This is a genomic window from Teichococcus aerophilus (assembly GCF_014490485.1).
GTDB classification, from domain to species: Bacteria; Pseudomonadota; Alphaproteobacteria; order Acetobacterales; family Acetobacteraceae; genus Pseudoroseomonas; species Pseudoroseomonas aerophila.
The window spans coordinates 18,138-40,283 of sequence record NZ_JACTVA010000004.1; the positions used below are offsets into that span (position 1 = coordinate 18,138).

General features: G+C 68.4%; 20 protein-coding genes and 1 other annotated feature. Of the genes, 9 read left to right on the forward strand and 11 right to left on the reverse strand.

Features of this window, described 5'->3' with window-relative positions:
- Positions 1-64: 64 nt before the first annotated feature.
- From IBL26_RS03660 to IBL26_RS03680, 5 genes are all read left to right on the forward strand, one after another.
- Positions 65-961 carry a transporter substrate-binding domain-containing protein gene (locus IBL26_RS03660; RefSeq protein ID WP_206684131.1) on the forward strand — a complete coding sequence of 299 codons (897 nt, stop codon included), beginning with the start codon at positions 65-67 and terminating at the stop codon, positions 959-961.
- A 64-nt stretch (positions 962-1,025) separates the two neighbouring features.
- Positions 1,026-1,694 carry an amino acid ABC transporter permease gene (locus IBL26_RS03665; protein WP_194443486.1) on the forward strand — a complete coding sequence of 223 codons (669 nt, stop codon included), beginning with the start codon at positions 1,026-1,028 and terminating at the stop codon, positions 1,692-1,694.
- Between the two features lie 16 nt (positions 1,695-1,710).
- Complete coding sequence (locus tag IBL26_RS03670; RefSeq protein ID WP_241748973.1) at positions 1,711-2,382, forward strand: amino acid ABC transporter permease; 672 nt, start codon at positions 1,711-1,713, stop codon at positions 2,380-2,382.
- An 11-nt stretch (positions 2,383-2,393) separates the two neighbouring features.
- A complete protein-coding gene (locus IBL26_RS03675; protein WP_277817291.1) occupies positions 2,394-3,182 on the forward strand; it encodes an amino acid ABC transporter ATP-binding protein in 789 nt (262 codons plus the stop codon).
- 72 nt (positions 3,183-3,254) lie between these two features.
- Positions 3,255-4,154 (forward strand): MBL fold metallo-hydrolase, encoded by a 900-nt coding sequence (locus IBL26_RS03680; RefSeq protein ID WP_187783104.1) that lies wholly within the window; start codon positions 3,255-3,257, stop codon positions 4,152-4,154.
- Positions 4,155-4,194: 40 nt separating this feature from the next.
- Here IBL26_RS03680 and IBL26_RS03685 read toward each other — a convergent pair whose 3' ends face one another.
- A complete protein-coding gene (locus IBL26_RS03685) occupies positions 4,195-5,793 on the reverse strand; it encodes an ABC transporter substrate-binding protein (RefSeq protein ID WP_187783105.1) in 1,599 nt (532 codons plus the stop codon).
- A 211-nt stretch (positions 5,794-6,004) separates the two neighbouring features.
- Here IBL26_RS03685 and IBL26_RS03690 point away from each other — a divergent pair, with 211 nt between their 5' ends.
- The 3 genes from IBL26_RS03690 to IBL26_RS03700 all read left to right on the forward strand — a co-directional run bounded on the left by IBL26_RS03690 (position 6,005) and on the right by IBL26_RS03700 (position 10,325).
- Positions 6,005-7,711 carry a Hint domain-containing protein gene (locus tag IBL26_RS03690; protein WP_187783106.1) on the forward strand — a complete coding sequence of 569 codons (1,707 nt, stop codon included), beginning with the start codon at positions 6,005-6,007 and terminating at the stop codon, positions 7,709-7,711.
- Between the two features lie 45 nt (positions 7,712-7,756).
- On the forward strand, positions 7,757-8,338 hold the full coding sequence (locus tag IBL26_RS03695) for a deoxycytidylate deaminase (RefSeq protein ID WP_187783107.1): 582 nt from the start codon (positions 7,757-7,759) through the stop codon (positions 8,336-8,338).
- A gap of 388 nt (positions 8,339-8,726) precedes the next feature.
- Positions 8,727-10,325: a peptide chain release factor 3 gene (locus IBL26_RS03700; protein ID WP_187783240.1), complete on the forward strand. Its 1,599-nt coding sequence runs from the start codon at positions 8,727-8,729 to the stop codon at positions 10,323-10,325.
- 120 nt (positions 10,326-10,445) lie between these two features.
- Here the strand turns inward: IBL26_RS03700 and IBL26_RS03705 are convergent, their stop codons facing one another.
- The 7 genes from IBL26_RS03705 to IBL26_RS03735 form a co-directional block, all read right to left on the reverse strand.
- Positions 10,446-10,817 (reverse strand): hypothetical protein, encoded by a 372-nt coding sequence (locus IBL26_RS03705; protein ID WP_187783108.1) that lies wholly within the window; start codon positions 10,815-10,817, stop codon positions 10,446-10,448.
- A gap of 106 nt (positions 10,818-10,923) precedes the next feature.
- Positions 10,924-12,399 carry a SulP family inorganic anion transporter gene (locus IBL26_RS03710; protein WP_187783109.1) on the reverse strand — a complete coding sequence of 492 codons (1,476 nt, stop codon included), beginning with the start codon at positions 12,397-12,399 and terminating at the stop codon, positions 10,924-10,926.
- Between the two features lie 73 nt (positions 12,400-12,472).
- Positions 12,473-12,528 (reverse strand) — a sequence feature (sul1 is cis-regulatory element that is thought to sense ions involved in sulfur or methionine metabolism; They are found in Alphaproteobacteria).
- Positions 12,529-12,544: 16 nt separating this feature from the next.
- A complete protein-coding gene (locus IBL26_RS03715; protein WP_187783110.1) occupies positions 12,545-13,627 on the reverse strand; it encodes a DUF2955 domain-containing protein in 1,083 nt (360 codons plus the stop codon).
- The gene (locus IBL26_RS03720; RefSeq protein WP_206684132.1) at positions 13,617-14,729 is read right to left on the reverse strand and encodes an HlyD family secretion protein; all 1,113 of its coding nucleotides are present in this window, start codon (positions 14,727-14,729) and stop codon (positions 13,617-13,619) included. The genes IBL26_RS03715 and IBL26_RS03720 overlap by 11 nt, the downstream gene beginning before the upstream one ends.
- Positions 14,730-15,266 (reverse strand): transporter suffix domain-containing protein, encoded by a 537-nt coding sequence (locus IBL26_RS03725; protein WP_187783111.1) that lies wholly within the window; start codon positions 15,264-15,266, stop codon positions 14,730-14,732.
- A gap of 226 nt (positions 15,267-15,492) precedes the next feature.
- Entirely contained in the window at positions 15,493-16,353 is an 861-nt protein-coding gene (locus IBL26_RS03730) for a DMT family transporter (RefSeq protein WP_187783112.1), read from the reverse strand.
- Positions 16,350-17,228: a DMT family transporter gene (locus IBL26_RS03735; protein WP_241748974.1), complete on the reverse strand. Its 879-nt coding sequence runs from the start codon at positions 17,226-17,228 to the stop codon at positions 16,350-16,352. Before IBL26_RS03735 ends, IBL26_RS03730 begins: the two co-directional genes overlap by 4 nt.
- Before the next feature lie 290 nt (positions 17,229-17,518).
- Here IBL26_RS03735 and IBL26_RS03740 point away from each other — a divergent pair, with 290 nt between their 5' ends.
- Positions 17,519-19,156, forward strand: coding sequence for a Na+/H+ antiporter (locus IBL26_RS03740; RefSeq protein WP_187783113.1), 1,638 nt, complete (start codon positions 17,519-17,521; stop codon positions 19,154-19,156).
- 82 nt (positions 19,157-19,238) lie between these two features.
- On the opposite strand, the gene aidB is transcribed toward IBL26_RS03740, so the two are convergent.
- The 3 genes from aidB to IBL26_RS03755 form a co-directional block, all read right to left on the reverse strand.
- On the reverse strand, positions 19,239-20,072 hold the full coding sequence (gene aidB, locus IBL26_RS03745; RefSeq protein ID WP_187783114.1) for an AidB family quorum-quenching N-acyl homoserine lactonase: 834 nt from the start codon (positions 20,070-20,072) through the stop codon (positions 19,239-19,241).
- An 88-nt stretch (positions 20,073-20,160) separates the two neighbouring features.
- Positions 20,161-21,012, reverse strand: coding sequence for a metallophosphoesterase family protein (locus IBL26_RS03750; protein ID WP_187783115.1), 852 nt, complete (start codon positions 21,010-21,012; stop codon positions 20,161-20,163).
- Positions 21,009-21,935 carry a diacylglycerol/lipid kinase family protein gene (locus tag IBL26_RS03755; RefSeq protein WP_187783116.1) on the reverse strand — a complete coding sequence of 309 codons (927 nt, stop codon included), beginning with the start codon at positions 21,933-21,935 and terminating at the stop codon, positions 21,009-21,011. The genes IBL26_RS03750 and IBL26_RS03755 overlap by 4 nt, the downstream gene beginning before the upstream one ends.
- Positions 21,936-22,146: the final 211 nt, after the last annotated feature.

Genomic DNA, 22,146 nt, shown 5'->3' on the forward strand with positions numbered 1-22,146 from the left:
TTCTTGCTGTGCTTCGCCCGTAACGGTGCACCCGCGTCGGGCGCGCCCGTGGGGGCTGATAACGATGGATGAGCAGAACACTACATCCGGTCTGGTGCGGCGCGGGCTGTTTGGCCTGACGGCTGCTGGCGCCGCGGTGGGGGCCGCCGCGCAATTGCTCACGCCTTCGGCGGCACTTGCACAGACGGTCGGCAAGAGCCGGCTGCAGGTGATCAAGGAACGCGGCCGGCTGATCGTCGGCACCGGCAGCACCAACCCGCCCTGGCACTTCGAAGATGCCAACGGCAAGCTGCAGGGCATGGATATCGACATGGCCCGCCTGCTGGCCAAGAACCTGTTCGATGACCCGGAGAAGGTGGAATTCGTCCTGCAGGGCTCCGACGCCCGCATCCCCAGCCTGATCACGGACAAGGTGGACATCGTCGTCCAGTGGATGACCGTGACGGCCGGCCGCGCGCAGCAGGTTGAATTCACCGTCCCCTACTATCGGGAGGGCGTCAGCCTGATGCTGCTGGCCCGTGGCGGCAAGTTCAAGAACTTCGACGAGCTGAAGGCAGCCGGTGCGGGCGTGACCGTCGGCGGCATGCAGAACGTGTTCCTGGAGGAATGGGTCCGCAAGGCGCTGCCCCAGGCGAAGGTGGATGCGTTCGAGAGCCCGGACGCGGTGCTGCAGGCGCTGAACGCCCGCCGCATCGATGCCTACATGTCCGATCAGTCGGCCATGCGCTGGCTGATGCAGCAGGCGCCCGGCCGCTTCGTCGATGCCGGCTATGGCTGGATGCCGAATTCCTATGCCTCCGCCGTCAAGCCGGGGGACCCGATCTGGCTGAACTGGGTCAACACCGTCTACCGGGAAGCGATGATGGGCGTCGATTTCGACAGCTTCGCCGCGTCCTACAAGAAGTGGTTCGGCATCGAGGTGGCGACGCCGAAGGTGGGCTTCCCCAACGAATTCGCCTGAGTGACGTGCGGCGCCCCGCGACGATGCGGGGCGCCGACCTTCCCGCGCACGACAGGCAGGATTCATGATCCAATACTATTTCGACTGGTCCGTGATCTGGCGGAGCTGGGACAAGTTCATGGCGGCGCTGGGCCTCGGCCTGACGCTGGCGGTGATCTCCCTGGCGGCCGGTACGGTCATCGGCCTCGCCTGCGCCATGGCGCGGGTCTACGGGCCGCGCTGGCTGTCCTGGCCGGTGTGGCTGTATGTGGAATTCATCCGCAACGTGCCGCTGCTGCTGCTGATCTTCTTCGTCTATTTCGGCTTGCCGGAGCTGGATATCAGCTACCTGGACAAGACCCAGTCCTTCATCCTGACGCTGTCCCTCTACGCCGGCGCCTACATGACCGAGGTGTTCCGCGCGGGCCTTGCCTCCATTCCCCGCCAGTACATGGAAGCGGCCAAGGCCATCGGCATGCGCCCCTGGCAGCGGCAGCGCTACGTCATCATGCCGGTGATGTTCCGCATCACCCTGCCGGCCTTCAGCAACAATCTGATCTCGCTGTTCAAGGACACCTCGCTCGCCGCCGCCATCGCGGTGCCGGAGCTGACCTTCGTGGCGCGGCAGATCAACGCCAACACCTTCCGGGTGATGGAATCCTGGCTGACCGCCAGCGCGCTGTACCTCATCACCTGCTACGTCATCGCCACGGCCCTGCGGTTGCTCGAGCGCCGCTACGCCAGCATCCGCTGAGGGAAGGGCAACAGACATGACCCTGGAACCCGGCACTTTCCTGTTCGAGGCCTGGACCGCCCGCTTCGCCCTGATGAACGGGCTGTGGGTGACCATGACCTCCTCCTTCTTCAGCATCGTGCTCGCCACGCTGGCGGGGCTGCTGATGGGCGTGGTGCTGAGCTATGCCTGGTGGCCACTGCGGCTGCTGGCCCGCGCCTATGTGGACTTCATGCGCGGCATGCCCGTGCTGGTCTTGATCCTGTTCACCTATTACGGGCTGGCGATGTTCCGCATCAACGTACCGCCCTACTGGGCGGGCGTGATCGCGCTGGCCGCCTTCGCCACGGCGCATGTGGCGGAGAACCTGCGCGGCGCGGTGCAATCCGTGCCCGCCGGGCAGATGGAGGCCGCCAAGGCGATCGGCCTGAACTTCCCGAAGCGCATCTGGTACGTCATCGTCCCACAGGCGGTGCGGCGCGTGCTGCCGCCCTGGGTGAATACCTGCCTGGAGATCGTGAAGGGCACCACGCTGCTTTCCGTCATCGGCGTGGTTGAACTGCTGCTGGCCAGCCAGCAGGTGATCGCCCGCAACTACATGGTGATCGATTTCTACCTGATGGCGGCCATGATCTACATCGTCGTCAACTTCTCCATCGCCCAGCTCGGCGCGTTGCTGGAGCGGCGCTTTTCCTACATCCGGTATTGAGAGGCGCACCCATGAGCGATCAGGTGCTGTTGCAGGCCCGCGGCGTCCGCAAGAGCTTTGGAACGGTGGAGGTGCTGAAGGGCATCGACCTCGATGTGCGCCAGGGGCAGGTGGTCTCACTGATCGGCGCCTCCGGCTCCGGCAAGACAACCTTCCTGCGCTGCGTGAACCTGCTGGAGGAACACGATGGCGGCGACATCCTGCTGGATGGCGACCCCATCGGCTACCGCGTGGCGGACGGCAGGCGAAAGCGGCTGAGCGAGACCAAGGTCTCCGCCCAGCGCGCCCGCATTGGCATGGTATTCCAGAGCTTCAACCTGTTTCCGCACCTGACGGCGGAAGGCAACGTCATGCTGGGCCTGACCAAGGTGTTGGGAAAGGGCAAGGCTGAAGCACGCGACATCGCCGGCCACTGGCTGGACCGGGTGGGCCTCGGCGCCCGGCGGGGCCACTACCCCTATCAGCTCTCCGGCGGCCAGCAGCAGCGCGTGGCCATCGCCCGCGCCGTGGCCATGCAGCCCCGCCTGCTGCTGTTCGACGAGGTGACCAGCGCCCTGGACCCGGAACTGGTGGCCGAGGTGCTGGGCGTGATGCAGAAGCTGGCGGAGGAAGGCATGACCATGCTGGTGGTCAGCCACGAGATGCTGTTCGTGCGTGAGGTTTCCCACCACGTGGTGTTCATGGACCAGGGCCGCGTCGCCCAGGCGGGCAGCCCCGCCGAGATCTTCGACCGGCCGGAGAACGAGCGGCTGAAGGGCTTCCTGGGCCGCTTCCACGCCATGTTCGGCCAAGCGGTCTGAGCCGCCGGCCGCAACCACGCCCGGCGACGGGCGGTTCCTCCGGCAGGCTCAATGCTCCGGAGGACCGTCCCCATGGCCGAACAGATCCCGCTCTCCCCCGATGCCAGCGCTATCTTCGCCGCGCTGGATGACAACCGCGACGACCTGACGCATGAGATCTCGCCAGGGCTGGCCTATCGCCGGCTGGCACTGGTCAATGTCGTCTTCGTCGGCCTCCCCGGTGGTGGGGACCGCGGCTGGGTGCTGGTCGATGCCGGTATCCCCGGCAGCAAGGGCTTCATCCAGCGCGCCGCCGAGGCCCGCTTCGGCGCCGGGGCCCGGCCCGCCGCCATCGTCATGACGCATGGCCATTTCGATCATGTCGGCGTGCTGCTGGACCTGGCCGAGGAATGGGACGTGCCGGTCTACGCCCACCCGTTGGAAGCGCCCTACCTGAACGGCACCGCCGCCTACCCGCCCGGCGAGCCCGCGGTGGGCGGCGGGCTGATGGCGCTGATGGCGCCGCTCTACCCCCGCAGTCCGGTCGACCTCGGCGCGCGGCTGCGCCTGTTGCCGGAAGATGGCAGCATCCCCGACATGCCAGGCTGGCGCTGGCTCCACACGCCCGGCCACAGCGTCGGCCACGTGTCCTTCTGGCGGGAAGCGGACCGCGCCCTGATCGCCGGTGACGCCTTCATCACCACCGGGCAGGAATCCGCCTATGCCGTGGCGGTGCAGCGTGCCGAGATGCACGGGCCGCCAGCCTATTTCACGGTGGATTGGGCCGCGTCCCGCGCCTCGGTACGGGCGCTGGCGGCACTGGAGCCGGAAGTGGTGATCACCGGCCACGGCCAGGCGATGCGCGGCGCGGAGATGCGCCAGGCCCTGCAGACATTGGCGGAGGAATTCTCACGCATCGCGGTGCCCAGGCGTAGCCGCTACCTGGAACATCCGGCCCGTGCCGAGGACCGCAGCGCCTATCCAGCGCCGTAAATCGATGGGGCGGCGCCGGTGGCGCCGCCCCGCTCCGGTCTCAGGCCTTCTTGACGCTCATCGACAGCGTCAGCTCGTCCGCGCGCGCCTCGTATTTCAGCGCGCCACGCAGAGCCCAGATGTTCTTCTGCATGTGCAGCGTGATCAGCGCCACGTCCTCCATCGCCACCTTCATGGCTTCCTGGAAGATGCTGTCGCGCTTCTCGTCATCGGCGGTGCGCAGCCCTTCCATCGTCAGCTCGTCCACCTTGGCGTTGGAGTAGCCGCTGAAGTTGGTCGTGCCGAAGCCCTTGTCGATGATGCGCGTGGTCAGCACGCCCTTCAGCGCGGTGGAGGGCTCGCCGCTCGTCGCCCAGCCGATCAGCATGGCGGACATGTCGTTGCGCGCCTGCCGCTGCGCCAGCACGGAGAACGGCACGGCATCCACCGTCGTCGTCACGCCGATGCGCTGCCACATCTGGCCGATGGCCTGGATGATCTGCGCGTCGTTGACGTAGCGGTTGTTCGGGCCGAGCAGGGAGATCTTGAAGCCGTTGGGGTAGCCGGCCTCGGCCAGCAGCTTCTTCGCCCCCTCCACGTCGAAGGCCGGCACGGGGATGCTGGGGTTATAGCCCAGCGCGCCGGGCGGCATCATCTGCCCGGCCGGCGTGCCGACGCCCTGCATCACGCGATCGACGATGCCCTGGCGGTTGATGCCCATGCTCAGCGCCCGGCGCACCCGCAGGTCCCGCAACGGGTTCTTGCCCAGCGGCTTGCCGTCATTGTCGGTGATGTACGGGGAGTTGTCGTGCTCCACGTCCAGCTTCAGGTAGATGCAGCGCAGGCTGGGGATCTCGGAGAAGGAGATACCCTGGGTGGAGCGCAGGCGCGGCGTATCGGAGGGCGGCACCACGTCGATCATCTGCACGTCGCCGGAGAGCAGGGCCGCGACCCGCACGCCGTTATTGGTGATGAAGCGGTACGTCACCTGCGGGAAGTCCGGCTTCTCGCCCCAATAGGCGTCGTTCCGGGTCATGACCAGGCGGTCGTCGGGGGTGTAGGACTGCAGGCGGAACGGGCCGGTGCCGATCATCGCCTTGCCGTTGTTGAAGTCGCCCGTGGCGACGTTGTCGCCCACCGCCTTGCACAGGATGAAGATGTTGTTCAGGTCGTAGGGCAGCAGCGGGTACACTTCCGCCGTCTTCAGCAGGATGGTGTGCGGGTCGACAATCTCGGTCTGGATCACCGCACGGGTGTACATGCTGAAGCTGCCCGGGCTGTTCACCACGTTGGGCACCCGCTTCAAGGTGAACACCACGTCCTCGGCGGTGAAGTCATCGCCGTTGCTGAACTTCACGCCCTTGCGCAGCTTGAATTCCCAGGTGGTGTCATCCACCAGGCGCCAGGATTCCGCCAGGCCGGGGCGCAGCTTGGCCGCGGCGTCGCGGTCCACCAGCTTGTCGAAGAAATGCGCCGCGACGGCATTGTTGGGCGAGAGCGTGTGGTAATGCGGGTCGAGCGATGTCGGCGGCGCCGCGACGGCCAAGTTGAGCGCCGTACCCTGGGCCCGGGCCTTGAAGGCACCGCCGCTCAGCAAGGCGACGGAGGGAATGGCGGCGAGGGCGGCGCGGCGTGTCAGCCTGATGCTGTTGCGGTCCAAAGTGGAAGTCTCCGTACACGTGTTGCCGTGAATGGCGCGAAGTATCCCTGTGCGGCCACCTGTTCCGGCGGTTCCGCTGGGTGGAATGTCCTATGCGCTGCGGACAAGGTCAACGGGTTCGTGAGGATTGCGCTGCCGATCCGAAGATGTTGATGGATCGAACCGACAGCCCCGGCTACCGTAAAGCCGCAGCTGGGAGCCTAAGCCGGACATGTCGGGTTCTGTTACGCCACTCTCCACCCTCGACCGCAGGCCCGACGAGGACGAGGCCCCCAAGGACGACGCAAGCGGCGAGGCCGGCCTGCCCCCGGTGGAGGAGCCTGCGGTCGGCGCAGCCCAAGAGCATCAGGTCATCCTGGGTGATTCGGGCAACAACCACATCGAGTTCACCGGCTCAGCCATGGTCAATGGCTTGGATGGCGACGACACCATCGTCAACATGGGTGACGAGCCTTCCACGATCCTTGGAGGCCTCGGCAACGACACGCTGATCGGCGGCGGCGGCAACGACCAGATCGGAGACGATGAGGGCGAGAATTATGGCCGGAGCTTCTACGACGGCAGGGCTGGCGACGACACCATCATCGTCAATAACGGCGATGCCACGATCCTGGGCGGCGACGGCGACGACCTGATCTTCGGAGCCCGCCAGATCGATGTCGATGGCGGCCCTGGCGACGACACGATCGTCAACTGGTACGCGTTGGGAAGCGTGCAGGGTGGGGATGGCTACGACAGCCTGTACCTGTACGGCGAGGAAGGTTCCTACGAACGCTCCGACGCGCCCGAGGGCAGCGGGTTCGATTACGGCCTGACCCAGTATGGCGATACCATGCTGGTCGGCGGGATCGAAAAGGTCGTCTTCACCACCTCGCACGCCACCATCGGCGCGCTGTTCCCTTACGGCGCCGTCCCCTGCTACGTCCGTGGCACCCGCATCCTGACCCCATCCGGCGAAGTCCTCGTCGAAGCGCTGCGGGTGGGCGATGCGGTCCAGACCGCGCGTGGCGAAGCGCGCGAGATCCGCTGGATCGGCCAGCGCAGGGTCGCCCTGGCCCGCCACCCGCAGCCGCACCGCGCCCGCCCGGTCCGCATCCTGGCCGGTGCCCTGGCCGATGGTGTGCCGCGGCGGGACCTGCTGGTCAGCCCCGCGCACGCCATGATGCTGGATGGCCTGCTGTTCCGCGCCGGGCATCTGGTCAACGGCGCCACCATCCGCCAGGAAGCCTGGCCGGAGGTCGAGTATTTCCACCTCGAGCTGGATTCCCACGACATCCTGCTGGCCGAGGGCGCCCCAGCCGAGAGCTATCTCGATGACGACAACCGCTCCCTGTTCGGCGGCGCCGTCACCGCCCTGCATCCGGATTTCGGCGCACGAAAGGCCAGCGGTGCCTGCCTGCCCTTCGCGGCTGGCCTGGCGCAGACGCAGCCGGTGTTGGCCAGCCTTCAGGCCCGGGCGGAGGCGATGGGCTGGCGCCTGGATGACGCGCCCGGCCTGCACCTGCTGGCCGATGGGCAGCGTCTGCCGCCCCTGGCCGCCAATGCGCGGCTGTACCATTTCGCGCTGCCGGCGGGCCTCCGCAGCCTGCGCCTGTGCTCCGCCGATTTCCGCCCCTGCGTGACGGAACCGGGCAGTGAGGACGACCGCGTGCTGGGCGTCGCCCTGCGGCGCATCCTCCTCACCGCGCCCGGGCGGGAACGCGAGGTGCCGCTCTCCCATCCTGCTTTGGCCACCGGCTTCCACCCTGTCGAGTGCGACCGGGGCGGGCACTGGCGCTGGACGGATGGCAATGCCGATCTCACCGCCCTGCTGCCTCTCCTGCCTGCCGGCGGCGCGCGCCTGACGCTGCATCTGCGGGGTGCCTCCCGTGCCTGGCTGGAGCCTGGCCGGCAGCGTCACGCCGGACGCTTGTCATGATGCCACCGCCTCCCCAGTCTCGGGTGTAAGGACACGGGACAGGGCATGGACAACATCAACGCCTTCGACGGCCGGCCAGAGAAGCAGGCGAAGTGGGACAGCCGCTATCTCGGCCTCGCGCACTACATCGCGCAATGGTCCAAGGACCCGCGCGCCAAGGTCGGCGCGGTGCTGGTGAACCAGCGCTACGCCCGCGTGGTGGCCACCGGCTTCAACGGCTTCCCCTCGAATGTGGAGGACAGCGCGGAGCGGTTGGAGAACAAGACCCGCAAGCTGCAGATGATCCTGCATGCCGAGCAGAACGCCCTGCTGCATGCGGGGCGGGATGCGCGGGAATGCGATGCCTACGTGGTCGGCAAGCCGGTGTGCAATGTCTGCGCCACGCTGCTGATCCAGTCCGGCGTCCGCCGCGTGGTGGCGGCGGCGCCCCGGGCGAACACGAATTCCTACTGGGACAAGGTGGGCTTGCTGGCCATCGACATGCTGCGGGAGGCCGGCGTGGCCTTCACCCCCGTCACCGGCGACCAGCTGGATGCGCTGGGGCTGAACCGGGACGAGGCACGGGCATCGCAGGACCCGCTGGACCCGTTCCGCGAACACCAGCACGAGTTCAAGTTCGGGCCGTGAGAGGCGAGGGGGGATAGGCCAGGGGCGCTGCCCCTGGACCCCGCCGGGGTGGTTGAACCACCCCGGACCCCGACATCAGTTGGCAGTCGCCCGATCCATGTTTAGTAAAAATATCAATGTATTAAGAGAATTTCGGCCCGCGTTGCGTCCATGAATGCGGGGGCCTGGGGGCATTCAATGCCCCCAGCCGGGAAGGTCCGGAAGGGGCAGCGCCCCTTCTGGCCGCTACTGACGGACAACCCAGCCCCGACCCCGCATCAGTAGGTTTCCACGCCCCTACACGCTATAGGGCCGCACACCCTCGACGCCGCGCGGAGTACAGACCTTGCAGGACATTGAGACGCCCCAGGACCCGGCTCCCGCATCCGCCGGCCACAACCAGCCGCCGTTGAGCGAGACCGCGAGCGAGGCGCGCCGCCGTCGTACCTTCGCCATCATCGCCCACCCCGATGCCGGCAAGACGACGCTGACGGAGCAGTTGCTGCTGCTGGGCGGCGCCATCCAGATCGCCGGCCAGGTGCGCGCCAAGGGCGAACGCCGCCGCACCCGGTCCGACTGGATGAAGATCGAGCAGGACCGCGGCATCTCCGTCGCGACCTCCGTCATGACCTTCGAGTATGCCGGTCAGGTCTTCAACCTGCTCGACACGCCGGGCCACGAGGACTTCTCCGAGGACACCTACCGCACCCTCTCGGCCGTGGACGCGGCCGTGATGGTGATCGACGCCGCCAAGGGCATCGAGGCGCAGACCCGCAAGCTGTTCGAGGTCTGCCGCCTGCGCGACATCCCCATCGTCACCTTCATCAACAAGATGGACCGCGAGGCGCGGGAGCCGCTGGAGCTGCTCGACGAGATCGAGAAGACCCTGGCGCTGGACGTGACGCCCGCCACCTGGCCCATCGGCTCCGGTCGCCAGTTCGCCGGCGTGTACGACATGGCCCACTCCACCCTGCGCTTGCTGGGCGAAGGTGGGGAGCGGGACGAGCCGGTCTCCGGCCTGGACGACACCCGCATCGAGGCCTTGCTGGGCGACGAGCAGGCCCTCTCGCTGCGCGAGAGCGCCGAGATCGCCGCCGTCTACCCGGAGTTCGAGCTGGAGCCGTTCCGCGAAGGCCACCTGACGCCGATCTATTTCGGCTCCGCCCTGCGCGGCTTCGGCGTGAAGCACCTGCTGGACGGGTTGGCGCAATTCGCCCCGCCGCCTTCCGCCCGCCGCGCCGATACCCGCGTGGTGCAGCCGGAGGAGGAGAAGCTCTCCGGCTTCGTCTTCAAGATCCAGGCGAATACCGACCTGCAGCACCGGGACCGCGTGGCCTTCCTGCGCATCTGCTCCGGCAAGCTGAAGAAGGGCGCGCGGCTGAAGCAGGTCCGCACCGGCAAGAGCATCCCGGTCAACGCGCCGCTGTTCTTCTTCGCCAAGGAACGCCAGGTGGCGGAGGAGGCGTGGCCGGGCGACGTGGTCGGCATCGCCAACCACGGCGTGCTGCGCATCGGCGATACCCTGACGGATGGGGAGGAGCTGAACTTCCGCGGCGTCCCCAGCTTCGCGCCGGAAATCCTGCGCCGCGTCCGGCTGGATGACCCGATGCTGGCCAAGAAGCTGCGCAAGGCTTTGGACCAGCTGGCGGATGAGGGCGTGGTGCAGGTGTTCCGCCCGATGGATGGCAGCCAGCCGGTCGTGGGCGTCGTCGGCCAGCTGCAGCTGGACGTGCTGAGCAGCCGCTTGCAAGCCGAATACTCCGTGCCGGTGGCGTTCGACGGCACCTCCTGGTCCACCATGCGCTGGGTCTCCCTGGCCGCGGGGGTCGAGGACCGCGCAGTGCTGGAGCGGTTCATGCGCGCCGCCCCCAGCCAGGTGGCCGAGGACCACGACAACGAGGCCGTAGCCTTCTTCAGCTCCGACTGGAGCCGCAAGCGGGCGGAAGACGAATGGCCCCAGCTGCGCTTCCTGGCGCTGCGCGAGCAGCACGGGGTGGAGACCGCCTAAGGGCCTTTGCGGCAAATCCGCCGGCGGCCTGCCCAATGCCCCGCGACCAGCCGGCTTCGCCGTCGCGGTGGCACCGCCCACCCGGGCCGCGCCGTCAGCCGCCAGGCTGACGGACAACACTCAGGCGACCTTCATCTCCAGCAGCCGTGCGGCCTCCATCGCGGCGGCGCGGGAGGGGGGCAGGATGGCGGTGCAACGGTGGCTGACCAGCACGACGCTGACCACCCGGGCCACCCATTCCACGTACATGTCCCGCGTCATCCAGAACCATTCGTCCGGGTGGCCGGCGGCCAGGGCGGAATGGCGCCGTGCCTCGGCCACCAGGGCGCGCAGGCTGTCCGCCATGTCCTCCATCTGCATGGCGGCGCGGCATTCCTCCAGCGCCCGCTCGGCGCCCTGGAAGGCCATGCCTTCGCTGGGTTTGCGGTAGCGCAGGCGCACGTCTTCCAACGTGTCGTCCAGCAGCAGATTGAGGAAATCGCGGATCAGCATGGTGGCCTTCCCCGTCCGGTCCGGTGAAGCCTGGACCGGGCGGGGGCGGCGTTGCAAGCAGCATCGGTGCGCCGGTGCCATGCGGCCCGGCGCACCTGCCCCCGCCTCAGCCTTCCTGCATCAGCGGTGCGTGCCGGTCCACCAGGATGGCGCTGGCCTGGTTCAGGCCGATCACCTCCACGCGGATGCCGTGGCGGCGCATCTTGGTCACCACCCCTTCCAACGCGCCCACCGCTGTCACGTCCCACAGATGCGCGCCGGTCAGGTCGATCCGCACGGTCTTCGCGGTGTCCCGCAGGTCGAAGCTATCGGCCATCGCGTCGGCGCTGGCGAAGAACACCTGGCCGGAGATGGTGTAGGTGCGGGTGCCGGTGGCTTCATCGTAGCTCTCCCGCACGCTCATTAGTCGCATCACCTTGAAGGCGAAGAACACGCCGCTGAGCAGCACGCCCACCGCCACGCCCAGCGCCAGGTTATGCGTGATGACGGTGACCGCGACGGTCGCCAGCATGACGGTGGAGGACACCTTGGGGTGCCGCGCGATATCCTGCAGCGAGGACCAGGAGAAGGTCTCGATCGAGACCATGATCATGATCGCCACCAGCGCCGCCACCGGCACCTGCGCCACCCACGGGCGCAGCAGCACCATCAGGATCAGCAGGAACAACCCGGCGGTGAGTGTGGAGACGCGGCCACGCCCACCGAAGCGGACATTGCCCACCGTCTGCCCGATCATGCCGCAGCCGGCGATGCCGCCGAACATGCCGGCCGCCACGTTGGCGAGGCCGAGGCCGGTGCATTCGCGGGCCTTGGAACTGGTGGTCTCGGTCAGGTCGTCCACCACCGTGGCCGTCATCATCGATTCCAGCAGCCCCACCATGGCCATGGCCAGCGCGTAGGGGGCGACGATGCCCAGCGTCTCCAGGTTCAGCGGGACATCCGGCCATAGCAGGGTAGGCAGCGCTTCAGGCAACCGGCCGAGATCCGCCACGTCCCGCACCGGCATCGGCACCATCATGCAGAACACCGTCAGCACCACGATGCAGATGAGCGGGGAGGGCACCGCTGTGGTCAGCCGCGGCAGCAGGTAGATGATGCCGAGCCCGGCGGCGATCAGCGCATAGGTGTGCCAGGTGACGCCCAGCATCTGCGGCACCTGCGCCGAGAAGATCAGGATGGCCAGCGCGTTGACGAAGCCGGTACGCACCGATTTCGAGACGAAGCGCATCAGCACATCCAGCCGCAGCAGGCCGAAGACGATCTGGATCAGCCCGCAGAGCAGCGTGGCCATCAGCAGGTATTGCAGCCCGTGGCTGGCCACCAGGGCCGCCGCCACCAGCGCGACCGAGCCGGCGGCGCCCGAGATCATCGCCGGCCGCCCGCCCGTGAAGGCGATGACAAGGCCGATGATGAAGGAGGCGAACAACCCCACTTCCGGGTCCACGCCCGCGACGAAGGAAAAGGCGATGACCTCCGGGATCAGTGCGAAGGTGCCGACCATGCCGGCGAGGACGTCCCGGCGCAGGTCGTTGAAGCCGCTGAACCATTCGGTCCGGTAACGGGTAAGCGCGTGTTGTTCCATGTAGCATTCTGTCCGCAATAGGCGCACGGGGCCGGCGGCGACGATCGTCGTCCAGGCACGGTCGTGTCTTATGCGTTATCCGGCGGATTGGCGGCCGGAAGAGCCACCCGGGGTTTCACCGGGCTCCAGGGCGAATGGCCGTACGCTATCGCTCCGCATGCTGCGACGCAACTCCCCCCTCCGCCAGAGCCCTGGAACCAGGGGATGGCTGGGGAGAAGCGGCGATCCATGGCCGGCGCCAGAGCAATGTCGTCATGCAGAGCGCATAGGCTATCGCCAGGATCACGAAGCCGGTGCGGGTCGCGAAGCTCTCCGGTGCGGAAGCGGGCAGCGGTGAAAGGCCGGTGCCGAACAGGATCAGGAACGTCGTCAACGCCCCCCCATAAACCTTGCCGAGGCTCGACGAGCCGGCTGCGCGTCCGCCAAAAATCAATCCGACCATAAGGGTAACCAGGAACAACAGCAGCAAAGAAGGGCGTAGCTCCACGAGAGTGAAGGCCAGCGAAGCCACTACACCCCCAAGCAAATTGACGGCCACGAGCCCGAGCGCCGCCCGCGCGCTTTTGGCGAGGTCGAGCTGGAGCAACAGCGAAGCGACCGTGATCGGCAGCACCAGCGCCGAGGAAAACGCACTGTGGGTGAGGCAGAGCGTGACGGCGCCGAGCAGGATCGCCGTATTGGCAATGCCGCGCGCCAGCGGGCTTTCCAGAGCCGTCGCCGTTGCCGACGCATTGGCCGGGGCGCCACGATCAGGCAGCACCAGATGAGCGAGCCAGGACAGCCCGATGCCGCTGGCGACGCCATGCAGCAAGATCGTGACCATGGCCTGGTCGAGATCGGCATGCAGGAGGTCCAGCAGCGGCACCATGATCGCCACCACAAGGCAGAGAAACACCGCGGGACCGCCCTTGCCCCGCGCGTGAGCCGTGAAGCACAGCAGGTAGAACAGCCCGAGCAGCGCCAGCAACTGCAACGGACGGTCGCTGAAAAGGCCTGTCAGCAACTGGATGGCCTGCCCGACAACCAGGATCAGCCCGACCATGCCCAGTGCCTTGCCGAAAGGCAGTGGCCCGCCACCGAGCAGGAATTGCGTGGCGAAGACCGCGCCAAGAAAGGGGATCACCGCGCCCGTGCCGATGTCGAATGTCAGCCCGGCCGCAACCGCGAGCGCGACCCGCAGGCCAGCACTTCGCTGCCGCGCCCGGGCGGCGGCGGCCTCAGCTCGCATAGGTTAGGATCGAGATCAGCCGGATCCAGAAGGCGCCAAGTGCGTTCGCCACCGGGTTCCTGTCGGTATAGACGACGACATTGACCTGCGAACCGAAGCGGATGCCGCGTGGCGGCCCGTTTTCAAAGACCAGGCGCACCGGGAAGCGCTGAGGTTCGCGTACCCATCCGCTGTCACTGCGGATCGACGGCAGCCCCGTCGATGGATCGATGCCCCCCTGCGAGACACCCCAGCCGATGCTCTCGACACGGGCCGGGAACACCGAGCCTGGCAGCGAGTCGAAAACCACCTCGGCGTTGTCGAGGGTGGCCATGTACTCCAGGCTGTTCTCCTTGAAATTCGCGGAAACCCAGATCGAGCTCGCATCGATGAACGTAAGCGCGGCTTGTCCCGCGCCGATGTACTGGCCGGTCGCGAGGCGAAGATTGGTGACCACGCCGGGCGCCGGGGCAATGACCGACGTGTGCAGCAGGTTAAGCCGCGCACGCTCCAGCGCCGCCAGGGCTCCCTTGAGCTGAGGGTTGTCCGCGCCGCGCGGCCCAAGCTCCTCACGCGCCCTGGCAAGATCGGCCCCGGCGCCGCTGACCGCCGCGCGCGAGCCTTCCAACGCGGCCCGAGCCTCGTCGCCCTTCGCCTTGGAGAGGACGCCGCGTTGCACCAGCTCGAAGGTGCGCTGCGCCTGCGCCTGGATGTTGTCAAAATCGGCAGTAGCCTTGACCAGCTTGGCTTGCGCGGAATCCACCGCCGCGGTCGAGGCGCCGATGGTCTGCCCGATGCGCTCGACCTGCGCCTGCGCCTCGGTCACTGCGATCTCGAAGGGGCGCGCGTCGATACGGAACAGGACCGCGCCGGTCTCTACCCTTGCGTTGTCGGTGACGTTGACCTCGATAACCCGGCCGGAGACGTCGGGCGCCATCTGCACGACATAGGCCTGAACCACCGCCTGCGATGAGGACGGGGTCAGGCGCTCCATCACGATGGACATCCCGAACAGCAGCACGACCGCCAGCACGACGAACAGCGCGACCCGCCGCAGCGGGTTGGCGGGTATCACGACCGGGGCGGCGGCCTTCCCGGCCTCGCTGGCGACCTCTCGATCCATTCAGGCACCGGCGGCCGTACCGGTGTCGCTGCTGTCCACGACCTTGGCCGTGCGAATGAACAGCGCGCGGATTTTACTCCAGAAATCCCCGCCAAGGACGAAGAAGCTCGCCAGCAGCATCAGGTCGCCCAGCGCCTGGAGTTGCCAGATATTCGGCCGCAAGCCCGGCCAGAACTGGTCGACATAGGGTTCCAGCATGGCCGAGATCAGCGGCAGGGAGAACATCACAAGCCCGACGAAGTGGCGCGCCGGGCCGATCGGGCCGGCTGGCGCCAATCCCTTGGCGTAGCCGAAGACCAGGGACTTCAGCTGTTGGAAGCCCGCCTTGCCCATGACCGCGATGCAGGTGAACAGCAGCACCTTGTTGGCGACGAAGATGGCCCCAGTCATCCCGGCTATGCGCGCCGTCGTGGCACCTTGCGAGGCCGCAAGCGGAATCAGCAGCCACAGCGCGAATGCCAGGATAAAAATGCCAATGCCGAGCTTGAAGCGCCAGTTGCTCGCCGCGGGCACAGCCGTGATTTCGGATGTGGACATTACCCACCCCCAGTTGCTCCCGGAACGATGCCCGCTGCCGGATCAAGTGCAGATCCCACGGGCATGGCCCAGAGACATGGCGTCGCGTTCCACCTGAACCTGCGCTTCACGCCGCACTCTGTCGAGCGATATCCAAATCGAAAACGTAACATTTTCGGTGCCGCGTTTGCTTGCTGGCATCCATGGCCGGGATGGTCTGGGTTCTGGATCACTGTCTGGCGGTCCGCTATGCGTTCCGCCGCGCCTTCGCCGCGCCCCGCTTGGTGATGTAGATGGCGCTGCCGATGATCAACGTGGCGCCGGCGATCAGCCAGCCGTCGATCGCTTCGTTGAACAGCACCACCCCCGCCGTCGCCGCGAAGACCAGCCGGACATAGGAGATCGGCGCCAGGGCGGAGGCATCGGCCAGCCGGAGGGAAGTGATCCACAGATGCATCCCCGCCGGGCCCAACAACGCCATCGCGGCCAGCAGCAGCGAATTCTCCCACCCATGCCAGGCCAGGCCGCCCCAGGCGAAGGGCAGGGTGCCCGCCGTGGTGAACAGGCCGATATAGAGCATGATGGTGCCGGTCCGCTCCGTCCGCGCCAGCTTGCGGGTGGTGATGGCGATGCCGGCGCTGAACAGCGCGGAGAGCAGGGAGGCCAGCAACGGCCAGCCGATTTGCAAGGTGCCCGGCCGCGCCACCAGCAGCACGCCGGCGAAGCCCACCAGCGTCGCGCTCCAGCGCCGCCAGCCCACCTGCTCCCCCAGCAGCGGCCCGGCCAGGGCGGTGATGAACAGGACCGAGGTGAAGGCCAGCACCGTCGCCGTCGCCAGCGTCAGGTGCAGGAATCCGATATAGTACAGCCCCCAGCAGATGATGGAGAGCAGGCCGCGCAGCGCCTGCATCGGCATCTGCCTGGTGCGGAACAGGTCCGGCCCGGTGGCCAACAGCAGCGGCGCCACCCAGGCCAACTGGCCGACGGAGCGCGCCAGCACGATGGTGGCCACCGGCACGCCATCCATCAGCTTGACCAGCGTGGTCTCCAGGTTGAACAGGAAGGCGGCGGCGATGGCCAGCAGCACCGCCCGCAGCATCGGGTTCATCGCCGCGCCCGGGCTTCCGCGGTGGAGACCAGCGCGGCGCCGGCCAGGATGATGCCGGCGCCCAGCCAGGACATGCCGTCCGGCGCCTCGGCGTAGATGATCCAGCCCGTCACCGCCATCACCGGCAGCCGCAGGTACTGGAACGGCCCGACGGCCGAGGCCTCGCCATACCGGAAGGCCTCCGTCATCAGGTAGATGATGGCCGGGCTGAACACCGCGAACACCACCAGCAGCCCGAGATCCGCCAGCCCGATCGGCTGCCAGCCCCAGATCGCCGCCGGCAGCACGCCGAGCGAGGTCACCAGCCCGACCCAGCCGAGGATGGTGCCGGTGCTCTCGGTGCGCGTCAGCAGGCGGGTGGTCAGAGTCAGCCCGCACCAGGTGATGGAGGAACCCAGCGCCGCCGCCACGCCGATCGGCGCCATCGCCATCAGCCCGGCGCCTTCCCACGGCCGCAGCATGACGCAGACGCCGGCGAAGCCCGCCATCACCCCTGCCCAGCGCACCAGCCCCACCTTCTCCCGCAGCACCGGCCCGGCCAGTAGCGTGGTGGCCATGACGTTGGTGAAGGACAGGGCGGTGGCGGTCGCCAGGCTCAGCTTGCCCAGGGAGAAATAATACAGCGCCCAGGTGGCGAGGGAGCAGAGCCCGCGCAGCACATGCATCGGCGCGTGCTGCGTCCGCAGCAATCCCCAGCCACCGGAAGCCAGCAGCGGCATCACCCATAGCAACTGGCCACAGGCGCGGAACAGCAGTTGCGTCGTCACCGGCACGCCACGCACCGTCAGCCAGCGGACAAACAGCGCCTCGGCCGAGAACACCATGGCGGCGCCGGCCATCAGCGCGGCGCCGCGCAGGTTGTCGGGCGCCGGCATCGCGCCGGCTCCCGCGGAACTCTTGCCGCTCATGCGCAGGGTGCGTGCATCGTGTGGGGGCGCATCGGGTTTGTACCGATCATGCGGTCGGGGCCTGCATCGCGCTCATGCGCCATGGCAGGGTGCAGGTCGGCGCGGCATGGATGGTTCGACTCCCCGGTCTCTCCCCGTCAGGGTGCGGCCGGAGCGGAGCAGCGGCAAGGGCATCGCGGCCGATTCCGTGGCCCCGCGTTGCGCGCTGGCGAAGCCGGCTCTACCCGTTTTGCGGCGCAGCAGAGAGGAGCACCCCGATGGAAACCGTGACGATGGTGCTGGTGCTGCTGCTGGCGGTGGTTGCCAGCGGCTTCATGGTCCGCCTCTCGCCCATCCCTCTGCCGTTGCCGATCCTGCAGATCGGCCTGGGGGCGCTGTTGGCCTACGGCACGCATTTCCAGGTGGAACTGCAGCCGGAGCTCTTCTTCCTGCTGTTCCTGCCGCCGCTGCTGTTCCTCGATGGCTGGCGCATCCCCAAGCGCGGCCTGTTCCGGGATGGCGCCACGATCGTCGAGCTGGCGCTGGGGCTGGTGATCTTCACCGTGCTCGGCGTCGGCGTCCTCATCCACTGGATGATCCCCGAGATGCCGCTGGCGGTGGCCTTCGCCCTGGCCGCCGTGCTCTCGCCCACCGACCCCATCGCCGTCTCCGCCGTCGCGGCCCGCGTGCCCATCCCGCACCGGCTGATGCACATCCTGGAAGGCGAGAGCCTGCTGAACGACGCCTCCGGCCTGGTCTGCCTGCGCTTCGCGGTGGCGGCGGCGCTGACCGGCAGCTTCTCGCTCTCTTCCGCCGCGCTTACCTTCGTCTCGCTTGCACTGGGCGGCATCGCGCTGGGCATCGCCGTGACGTGGGTGGTGATGTGGGGCCTTGGCCGTCTGGTGCGCCGCATCGGCGAGGACCCGGGGCTACAGACGCTGGTCAGCCTGCTGATCCCCTTCGGTGCCTACCTGGCGGCCGAGCATTTCCACTTCTCCGGCATCCTCGCCGCCGTCGCCGCCGGCGTGACGATGAACTACGCCGAGATCTTCGGCCAGGCACTGGCCGCCACCCGCATGCGCCGCACCGCGGTGTGGGATACGGTGCAGTTCGCCGCCAACGGCATCATCTTCGTCCTGCTGGGCGAGCAGCTTCCCGGCATCCTGGACCGCGCCACCCTCCAAGGGACCGAGCCCTGGACGCTGCTGGCCTATGTCATGGTCATCGCGCTCTCGCTCGGCCTGCTGCGGCTGTTCTGGGTGTGGGCCTCGCTGCAATTCACCCTCTACAAGGCGCGGCGGAAAGGGCAGCCGCGCCCGCCGGTCCATTGGCGCGTGCTGGTCGCGGCCTCCCTGGCCGGGGTGCGCGGCGCCATCACCCTGGCCGGCGTGCTGACCCTGCCGCTGGTGATGGAGGATGGCTCCCCCTTCCCGGCGCGGGACCTGGCGATCTTCCTGGCCATGGGCGTCATTCTGGTGTCGCTGGCCGGTGCCAGCATCCTGCTGCCGCCCGTGCTGCGCGGGCTGGAACTGCCGCCCGAGGCGCATGAGGCGCAGGAGCAGGACCGCGCCCGCCGCGCCGCCGCCGACGCCGCGGTGACCGAGATCGAACGCCTGCAACACGAACTCGCCGCCGGCAAATCCGATGCCGACCTGTATGCCGAGGCCGCGACGCTCAGCATGGAACCTTACCGCCGGCAGGTGGACGGCGCCCAGCTGGCGCCCGAGGAAGCCGACCGCCACGCCCGCATCGCCGCCATCGAACGCCGCCTGCGCCTGGCCGGGCTGAAGGCGGAGCGCGACGCGCTCTACCGCCTGCGCCGCGCCCGGCAGATCGAGGACACCACCCTGGCCCGCATGGTGCGCGAGATCGACCTGGCCGAGGCACGCTACGCCGATGGCGGGCGGGCGGTCTGACCGCTTCGCCCTGCGCGGCATCGGGAGGAAGGACGGGGAATTCCTTCCCCGGCCTTCCTTCTTTCCCCGGAAGCGCCCGCGTTCAGGCCGGCACCACCCGATACCCGGCCCCCGCCGCTTCCAGCACGCCGAAGCCCGGTACATGCGCCCCGGCCACCACCCAGCCTTCGGCGGCGGCGCGGGCCAGGGTGGCATGGCGGCTCTGGGCGGCCAGGGTGGGGTCGATGTCGTAGGACAGGCCGGCATCCGGGTCGGCGGCCTGGGCGGTGAACAGGTGCAGCAGGTCGGCCCACAGTAGGAGGCTGTGAGGCGTGCCGTGCAGCAGGTAGCCGGTATGGCCGGGCGTGTGGCCGGGCAGGGGCACCGCCTCGATCCCCGGGAAGGCGGCGATGGGCCCGCTGGGGATGGGGCGGATGCGGCCTTCATAGGCGCGTAGCAGCTTGGCGGTGATGTCGAAGGCCCCATGCCGCGCCACGGGCAATGCCGCGCGGGCGGCGGGGTCGGTGAAGAAGTGCAGGTCGGCCTCGGGCACCAGGATCTCGGCACGGGGCAGCCAGGCGGATGCACCGTCCGCGCCTTGCAGCAGCCCCAGGGCGTGGTCGCCATGCAGGTGGGTCAGCAGTACCCGCGCCACCTGTTCCGGTGCCACGCCGGCCTGCTGCAGGGCGGCGCGGGCATGGCCCAGCTGCGGGCCCCAGGCATCGCCGGTGCCGGCATCGACCAGCGCGATGCCGTCCGGCCCGCGCAGCAGGAAGCAGTTCACGTCCATCCGCAGCGTCGGCCCGGCCTGGTCGATCAGCGCCTGCCGGGCCGCCGGCCCGCCCGGGTGCAGAAGGACGTCGGAGGACGGCTCGAACACCCCATCCAGCAGATGCACCACGCTGTACGCGCCGAATTGCCGCACGCTGCCCGTCATTGCCCGAGGCCTCCAAGCCACAAGATGCGCCTTGGCCATACGCCCGGGCCGGGGCCGGGGGAAGCGCGCCGGCAGCGTGGCAGCACCGCTACTCGGCGGCGCCACGGGCCGCCATGTCGGTCACCCGCTCCTGCGGCCAGGCGGGGGCGGGGGCGGGCACCCAGGCGGTGCCGTTCCAGCGCCGCGGCTCGATGCGGGCGGTGCCCTGCTCGATGATGATGCGGTTGAAGGCATTGGGGTCGCCACGCAGCCGGGTGGAGATGGCGGAGCCCGCCTGCACCACCATCAGGTCCGGCTGCTGCCGGCGCAGCAGGCCGGTGCGCGGGCCGGCGGCACCGCGATGCAGCCGCACATATTCGCGGTGCAGGTGGCCGGAGAGGATCAGCCGCACCCCCGCCTTGGCCAGCCGTTCCAGCGCCGGGGCGGCGTGCTTGGCCAGCGGGGTTTCCGGCTGCTCCTCCGGCGCCAGGAAGGGATGGTGGGCGACGACGATGCGGAACAGGTTGCTGGGCAGCGCCTCCAGCCGCTCCAGCAACTTCTCCAGCCCGTGCTTGCCGACGCGGCCGCCTTCCCAGGAGAGGTGCAGCCCGCCGCGGATGACGGTGTTCAGCCCGATCACCGCGATCTCGTCATCCTGCCATAGCGGCTCGGTCTCCGGCGCCACATGGGCCCGCCAGCGGCCGAACGGGTCCATGAACCGCTCCCACGGATAGAAGGCGGTGATGTCGTGGTTGCCCGGCACCGCGATCATCGGCGCCTTCAGCCGCCCCAGCCAGGCGGCGGCGGCGCGGTACTCGCGGTTGCGCGCCCGCATGGTCAGGTCGCCACTGACGGCGACCAGGTGTGCCGGATGGTCGTTCAGCTCAGTGACCAGCGCCTCCGCCGCCAGGGCATCGATCCGGTCGAAATGCAGGTCGGAAATATGGTCGATCACCCTCATGCCGCATCCTCTCCCCGGCCATCCGCCTGGGGGGCGGGGGCCAGTACACGCAACGCGCCGGGGCGGATGACGTAACGCAGGGGGGTTTCCAGCAGCATCGCCTCACCATCATTCATCACCCGCACATGGCGGCTGCGGCTGACGATCTCCAGGGCCGTGGCCTCGCGGGAGATCAGGTCATCGTGCCGGCGCCAGCGCCCCATGGCCATCGCGGCCAGCAGCCGCACCGCCCACCAGACGCCGAAACCCCTGGCGGCATGCAGGTTCAGTACGCCCTCATCCAGCCTTGGGCGATGGAACAGCCGGCCCGGCGCCTCGACATACCGGTTGTTCACGATGGAGAGCGCGCGGGTCCAGATGCGCTGCATCGGCGCGCCGTCGCAGCGCAGGCCCATCCGCTTCGGTGGGTAGCGCCACAGTGCCCGGGCGAAGGCCAGTGCCACCCGCCAGCGGCTGGCCAGCCCGTCCTTGCCGCGCACCTTTTCCCGGTGCAGGCCCATGCGGTTGGGCAGGCCGATGACGGACTGGCAGAGGAACACCTCGCCATTCACCTCGGCCACGTCGATGGCGCGTAGCGTCGCCCGGCCCAGCGCGCGCGCGGCTTCCTCCGGCTCCAGCGGCATGCCGAGATCGCGCGCCAGCAGGTTGAGCGTGCCCAGCGGCAGCACCGCCAGCGCCACCTTACCACCCGCCAGCCGGGCGGCGACCGAGCGCACGGTGCCGTCGCCGCCGCCCACCACCAGCACATCGGGGTGGAGCGCCAGCGCGGCGTCCAGCTTGGCGGCCAGGTCCTTCCCGGCTTCGTCGCCGATCTCGGTAATCTCCAATCCGGCCTGCCGGAGTGCGGCGGGCAGCTGGGTCAGCAACTCCGGCCGGTCGAGCATCGTGCCGGCACGAGGGTTGAGCAGCAGGGCGGCGCGCAAGGGCAGGGTCCAGTCATGCAGGCGCCCCGCCAACGCCCTGGCAAGGCCGAGGTTGCGATTGGTCCATGTGTCTAAATTTTTAGGGGCGATTCAGGACGCGTTCATTATTAGCGCCGATATTGAGTCTACGGACATCAAACAGGAGAAGTCCCGATGAACTCGAACCCCAAGGCTCCCATCAGCACCCTGCAATCCCTGATCGACCTGCCCT